The organism is Pseudomonas sp. FH1 (assembly GCF_000510895.2).
GTDB lineage: Bacteria > Pseudomonadota > Gammaproteobacteria > Pseudomonadales > Pseudomonadaceae > Aquipseudomonas > Aquipseudomonas azotoformans_A.
This window is the reverse complement of sequence record NZ_AOHM01000087.1, coordinates 1-7031: the sequence shown is the minus strand read 5'-3', so window position 1 is coordinate 7031 and position 7031 is coordinate 1. Positions and strand designations below refer to the sequence as shown.

The window sequence follows — 7031 nt, the reverse complement described above, 5'->3', positions numbered from 1 at the left end:
CCCCCCAGCCTGCACATCCCGGCAGTGGCTTGCGGCGATGTGCACATGCATGCGCGCGGCCGCCGCGCCCTGCAAGACACCATGACCGCCATCCGCCATCATGTACCGGTGGCCGAAGCCGGTACGCGGCTGCACCCCAATGGCGAGCGGCACCTGCGCAGCCTGGAAGCGTTAAACGCTATGTACCCCACGTCGTTGCTCGACGAAACCCAGGTCATCGCCCGCCGCTGCACCTTCGACCTCAGCCAATTGCGCTATCACTATCCGCGCGAACTGGTGCCTGCCGGCCACAATGCCAAATCCTGGCTGCGCGCCGTGACCGAAGAAGGCATCGCCAAACGTTGGCCGCAGGGTGTCGACGCCAAGACCTTGCAGCAGATCGACAGCGAGCTGGAGTTGATCAGCGAGTTGGGTTACGAAAGCTACTTCCTCACGGTGCACGACATTGTGCAGTTTGCCCGTAGCCGCTCGATCCTGTGCCAGGGGCGCGGCTCGGCGGCCAACTCGGCGGTGTGTTTTGCCTTGGGTATCACCGAGATTGACCCGAGCCTGACCAGTATGTTGTTCGAGCGTTTTCTTTCCAGGGAGCGCAATGAGCCGCCGGATATCGACGTGGACTTCGAGCACGAACGCCGCGAAGAAGTGCTGCAATACGTGTTCCAGCGTTACGGCCGCACCCGCGCGGCGCTGACGGCGGTGGTCAGCAGTTACCACGCGTCCGGCGCGGTGCGCGATGTGGCCAAGGCCCTGGGGTTGCCGCCGGATCAGATCAACGCCCTGGCCGACTGCTGCGGGCGCTGGAGTGACGAGGCGCCTCCTTTGGATCGCCTGCGCGAAGGTGGCTTCGACCCCGACAGCCCGATCCTGCGCCGCGTGCTCACGCTCACCCAGCAATTGATCGGCTTCCCCCGGCACCTGTCCCAGCACCCCGGTGGCTTCGTGATTTCCGAATACCCGCTGGACACCCTGGTACCGGTGGAAAATGCCGCCATGGCCGAGCGCACCATCATCCAGTGGGACAAGGACGACCTCGACGCCGTCGGCTTGCTCAAGGTGGATATCCTCGCCTTGGGCATGCTCAGTGCGATCCGCCGCTGCTTCGATCTGCTGCGCCGCCATCGCAACCGTGACATGAGCCTGGCGTCGGTGCCCAAGGAAGATCCGGCCACTTACGCGATGATCAGCAAGGCCGACACCATCGGCGTGTTCCAGATCGAGTCGCGGGCGCAGATGTCGATGCTGCCCAGGCTCAAGCCGCAGACGTTCTATGACCTGGTGATCGAGGTCGCCATCGTACGGCCGGGGCCGATCCAGGGCGGCATGGTGCACCCGTATTTGCGGCGGCGGAACAAGGAGGAGGCAACCACTTACCCTTCGCCGGAACTGGAAGTGGTGTTGAAGCGTACCCTGGGCATTCCGCTGTTCCAGGAACAGGTGATGCAGATCGCCATGGTCGCCGCCGACTACAGTCCCGGTGAGGCCGACCAGTTACGCCGCTCCATGGCGGCCTGGAAACGCCACGGTGGCCTGGAGCCGCACCAGGCGCGCCTGCGCACGGGCATGCTGAAAAACGGTTACACCGAGGCCTTTGCCGCGCAGATCTTCGAGCAGATCAAGGGCTTTGGCAGCTATGGCTTCCCCGAGTCCCACGCGGCCAGTTTCGCCTTGTTGACCTACGCCAGTTGCTGGCTCAAGTGCCATGAGCCGGCAGCGTTTGCCTGTGCGTTGATCAACAGCTGGCCCATGGGTTTCTACAGCCCGGACCAGATCCTGCAGGACGCGCGGCGCCATCGTTTGCAGATCCGCCCGGTGGACGTGCAGGCCAGCGACTGGGATTGCAGCCTGGAGCCGATCGACGGCGCACAGCCGGCGATTCGCATGGGCTTGCGCATGATCGCAGGGTTTCGTGAGGAGGATGCGCGGCGCATCGAAGCGGCGCGCCAATATCAGGTGTTCAGCGATATTGCCGACCTGGACGCGCGTGCCGGGCTGGATGCACGCGCCCAGGCACTGCTGGCGGATGCCGGCGCCTTGCGCGCCCTGGCTGGCAACCGGCACACGGCGCGTTGGGAAGTGGCCGGCGTACACAAGCAACTCGGGCTGTTTGCCGGCCTGCCAAGCCCGGACGAAGCTGTGGTGGAGTTACCGACGCCCACCGTGGGCGAGGACCTGCACGCCGACTACGCCACAGTCGGCACCACCCTGGGCCCGCATCCAATGGCGTTGTTGCGGGCGGAACTGCGCAAGCGGCGCTGCCGCAGTTCCCAGGAGCTGATGGCGGTGGAGCATGGGCGCAATGTCAGCGTCGCGGGGCTGGTCACCGGTCGTCAGCGTCCGGGCACGGCGAGCGGGGTGACCTTTGTCACCCTGGAAGATGAATTCGGCAACCTCAATGTGGTGGTCTGGCGTGACCTGGCTGAGCGTCAACGCCAGGCATTGGTCGGCTCGCGGTTGTTGAAAGTGGACGGCCGCTGGGAAGCGGTGGGCGAAGTGCGGCACCTGATCGCCGGGCGTCTCACCGACCTGACGCCGTTACTGGAAGGCATCACGGTGCGCAGCCGGGATTTTCACTGAGGCCAGTGCTTTCTGCTGTAATTAACGCCTACAGTAGATGAGTTGAAACCATCCAGGTTTACAGCGCTCCAAAACTTGCCGATGTTCTCTTTGCGCACAGAGCCAACCGATGCAATTTTTATCCAACCCCCACGGCTGTGAAGGTTGGGCCGGTGAAATGGCCCAGCGGATCCGCGCGTTCGATTGGGCGACCACCGACCTGGGCCCTATCGACCAATGGTCCACCAGCCTGACCTGCACGGTGCAGATGATGCTGGCGTCACCCGTGCCGATGGTGATGCTGTGGGGCCAATGGGGGTACATGATCTACAACGACAGCTACTCGGCCTTTGCCGGTGGCCGTCACCCGTACCTGCTGGGCACGCCGGTAGAACTGGGTTGGCCGGAAGTGGCCGAGTTCAATCGTCATGTGATGGACACTTGCCTGGCGGGTGGCACCCTGTCGTTCAACAACAAGGACCTGGTGCTGCTGCGCAATGGTCAGCCGGAAACCGTGTGGCTGGACCTGTATTACAGCCCGGTCGCCGGCGACAACCAACAACCCGCCGGGGTGTTGGCGATTGTGGTGGAGACCACCGAACTGGTGAAGTCCGAACAGGTGCGCCAGGAACTCACGCATAACCTGGAGCAACGGGTCGCCGCTGAAGTGCAGGCGCGCTCCGCTGCCGAGGACCAGCTGCGCCAGTCGCAGAAACTCGAAGCCATCGGCGGCCTGACCGGCGGCGTGGCCCACGACTTCAATAACCTGCTGCAAGTGATCGCCGGCAACCTGCATTTGCTGGCCCGCCACGAACCGGACAACGCCCAGGTGCAGCGCCGTGTCGCCGCGGCCATTGCCGCGGTGGAGCGTGGGGCCAAGCTGTCGTCGCAATTGCTCGCGTTTGCGCGTCGCCAACCGTTGTCGCCGGCGGTGTACAACCCGCAACGCATCTACGCGGGGCTTGGCGAACTGCTGCAACGGGCGCTGGGGGAAACCATCCACATTGATGTGCAATTGCCCCAGGACTCCTGGTTTATCAACGTCGACCGCAACCAGCTGGAAAATGCGCTGCTCAACCTGGCGATCAACGCCCGGGACGCCATGCAGGGCGAGGGCGTGATCCGTATCACTGGCGAGAACATCATCCTCAACCCCGACGACTGCGCGGGTAAAAGCATCAAGCCCGGCGAATATGTGCGCCTGGCGGTCATCGACACCGGAGTGGGCATGTCCGAGTCCACGCTGAAACGGGCGTTCGAACCCTTTTTCACCACCAAGCGCGAAGGCCATGGCACCGGCCTGGGCCTGAGCATGGTGTTCGGCTTTGTGCGCCAGAGTGGCGGGCATGTGGAAATGTGGAGCGAGGAGGGCAAGGGCTCGGTGGTGCAGATGTATTTCCCCCATAGCCTGGAGCCGGAAAGCCTCGATGTGCATATCGACCAGATCCCCCAGAGTGGCGGCCAGGAAACCATCCTGGTGGTCGAGGACAACGAAGGCGTGCGCCTGACCGTCGTCGAGTTGCTCGAACAGTCCGGCTACACCGTGCTCACGGCCGATGACGGTGACCAGGCCATGCTCAAGCTGCAAGCCGGTTTGCAGCCGGAGCTGATCTTTACCGATGTGGTCATGCCCGGCCGCGTCAAAAGCACCGACCTGGCCGACTGGGCCCGTGTACAGGACCCGCCGGTGGCGGTGCTGTTCACCTCCGGCCATACCCGCGACATTCTCTCCAGCAATCATCTGCTGAGCGCCGACATTCATCTGCTGAGCAAACCCTACAGCCCCGAAGCCCTGACGCAACGGGTGCGCAGCGTGCTCACCGCCCGACAAGGTTGTCCATGACTTCACAGCGCAACATCCCTGCGATCACTGCCCAGCCAAGCGGTTTCGTCCGCGTGCGCGGCGCCCGCGAACACAACCTGCGTAACGTCGACGTGGATATTCCTCGGGATGCCCTGGTGGTGTTTACCGGCGTATCGGGCTCCGGCAAGTCGTCCCTGGCGTTTTCCACGGTGTATGCCGAGGCGCAACGGCGTTATTTCGAGTCGGTGGCGCCGTATGCGCGGCGGCTGATCGACCAGGTCGGCGTGCCGGACGTGGACAGCATCGAAGGCCTGCCGCCCGCCGTGGCCCTGCAACAGCAGCGCGGCACGCCGAGTGCGCGCTCGTCGGTGGGCAGCGTGACCACGTTGTCGAGCCTGATCCGCATGCTGTACTCCCGCGCCGGCAGCTATCCGCCGGGGCAACCGATGCTGTACGCCGAAGACTTCTCGCCCAACCTGCCCCAGGGCGCGTGCCCGCAATGCCATGGCCTGGGCCGCGTGTACGAGGTGACCGAAGCGCTGATGGTGCCGGACCCTGCGCTGACCATCCGCCAGCGTGCGGTGGCGTCGTGGCCATTGGCGTGGCAAGGCCAGAACCAGCGCGACATCCTGGTGACGTTGGGCTACGACGTGGATATCCCCTGGCGCGACCTGCCGAAAAAGCAGCGCGACTGGATCCTGTTCACCGAAGAAACCCCCACCGCACCGGTCTACGCCGGCTTCACGCCGGAACAGACCCGCGACGCGCTCAAGCGCAAACTGGAGCCGAGCTACCAAGGCACCTTCATGGGCGCCCGGCGCTACATCCTGCACACCTTCGCCCACACCCAGAGCGCGCTGATGAAGAAGCGCGTGTCGCAGTTCATGCAGGGCAGCGCCTGCCCGCTGTGCGAGGGCAAACGCCTGACCAAGGCGGCACTGTCGGTGAAGTTTGCCGGGGTGGACATCGGTGAGTTGTCGCAGTTGTCGTTGGCGCAATTGGCCGAGTTGCTGCGGCCAGTGGCGGCGGGGCAAGACAAGATGAAACTGTCGGTGGAAAAACGCCTGGCTGCCCAGCGGATTGCCCAGGATTTGCTGGAGCGGGTCAGCACGTTGACCGAGTTGGGCCTGGGTTATTTGTCTTTGGAACGCAGCACACCAACCCTGTCATCAGGGGAGTTGCAACGGTTGCGTTTGGCGACCCAGTTGGGTTCGCAGTTGTTCGGCGTGATCTATGTGCTGGATGAACCCTCGGCGGGCCTGCATCCGGCGGATGGCGAGGCGTTATTCACCGCCCTGGAACGTTTGAAAGCCGCGGGCAATTCGTTGTTTGTGGTGGAACACGACCTGGAAACCATGCGCCGCGCCGATTGGCTGATCGATGTCGGCCCGGCCGCCGGCGAGCATGGCGGGCAGGTGTTGTACAGCGGCCCGCCGGCAGGATTGGCGCAGGTGCAGGCGTCGCAGACCCGTGAGTATTTGTTTGCTGACAAGCGTGTATCGGAGCAAGCGCGCCGCGAGCCGACCGGCTGGCTGAAACTGCAAGGGGTGACGCGCAATAATCTCAAGGACCTGAACGTCGATTTCCCGTTGGGCTGCTTCACGGCGGTCACCGGGATTTCCGGGTCGGGCAAGTCCAGCCTGGTCAGCCAGGCGCTGCTGGAGCTGGTGGGCGCCGGTCTTGGTCGCGTGGTGGAAAACGACGAAGAACCGAGCCTGGAAGACGACGCGCCGCAAACCAGCGGCGGGCACATCAGCGCCGGGCTGGAGCAGATCCGCCGTCTGGTGCAGGTGGACCAGAAACCCATCGGCCGCACCCCGCGCTCCAACCTGGCGACCTACACCGGCCTGTTCGACAACGTGCGCAAGCTGTTCGCGGCCACACCGGCGGCGAAGAAGCGTCACTACGATGCCGGGCAATTCTCGTTCAACGTCGCCAAGGGCCGTTGCCCGAACTGCGAAGGGGAAGGTTTTGTCAGTGTCGAGTTGCTGTTCATGCCCAGCGTGTACGCACCGTGCCCGACTTGCCATGGGGCGCGCTACAACCCCGAGACCCTGGCGGTGAAATGGCAAGGCTTGACCATCGCCCAAGTATTGGGGCTGACGGTGGAGCAGGCGGTGGACGTGTTTGCCGAGCAACCGAGCGTACTGCGCTCGTTGCAGGTGCTGCGGGATATCGGCCTGGGTTACCTGCGCCTGGGCCAACCGGCCACTGAGCTGTCGGGCGGCGAAGCGCAGCGCATCAAGCTGGCGACCGAGCTGCAACGCAATGCGCGGGGCGCGACCCTGTATGTGTTGGATGAACCGACTACCGGGCTGCATCCACGGGATGTGGACCGCTTGCTCAGCCAGTTGAATCATCTGGTGGGCGCGGGGCATACGGTGGTTGTGGTGGAGCATGAGATGCGTGTGGTGGCGCAGAGTGATTGGGTGATTGATATCGGGCCGGGGGCGGGGGATCTGGGGGGGAAGGTGGTTGTCAGTGGTACGCCGCAGAAAGTTGCGAAAAGCAAGGTGAGCCGGACTGCGCCGTTTCTGGCTCGAGAGCTGGTTTAACTGGCAGTTTCGATCAAATATGGGTGGGTATTTGTGTTGGTGTACATATCCGTTGCTGCGGTGATGGCTGATATTGGTTCCGCCCTTACGGCGGGTCACTTTCGAAAAGCGCGAAAGTA

At 63.8% G+C, this 7031-nt stretch carries 3 protein-coding genes; all 3 read left to right on the top strand.

Going from position 1 to position 7031, the window contains the following annotated elements; translation table 11 throughout:
* A partial coding sequence (locus H096_RS23210) for an error-prone DNA polymerase (RefSeq protein ID WP_033901695.1) occupies positions 1–2574 on the top strand: 2574 nt, incomplete at its 5' end.
* Between the two features lie 109 nt (positions 2575–2683).
* Positions 2684–4396, top strand: coding sequence for an ATP-binding protein (locus tag H096_RS23205; RefSeq protein ID WP_033901694.1), 1713 nt, complete (start codon positions 2684–2686; stop codon positions 4394–4396).
* Positions 4393–6912 carry an excinuclease ABC subunit UvrA gene (gene uvrA / locus H096_RS23200; RefSeq protein ID WP_033901693.1) on the top strand — a complete coding sequence of 840 codons (2520 nt, stop codon included), beginning with the start codon at positions 4393–4395 and terminating at the stop codon, positions 6910–6912. Before H096_RS23205 ends, uvrA begins: the two co-directional genes overlap by 4 nt.
* Positions 6913–7031: the final 119 nt, after the last annotated feature.

What these genes read in the sequence shown, in the direction of transcription:
- uvrA (WP_033901693.1), top strand. Translation starts at nt 4,393, where the DNA reads ATGACTTCACAGCGCAACATCCCTGCGATCACTGCCCAGCCAAGCGGT.
- H096_RS23205 (WP_033901694.1), top strand. Translation starts at nt 2,684, where the DNA reads ATGCAATTTTTATCCAACCCCCACGGCTGTGAAGGTTGGGCCGGTGAA.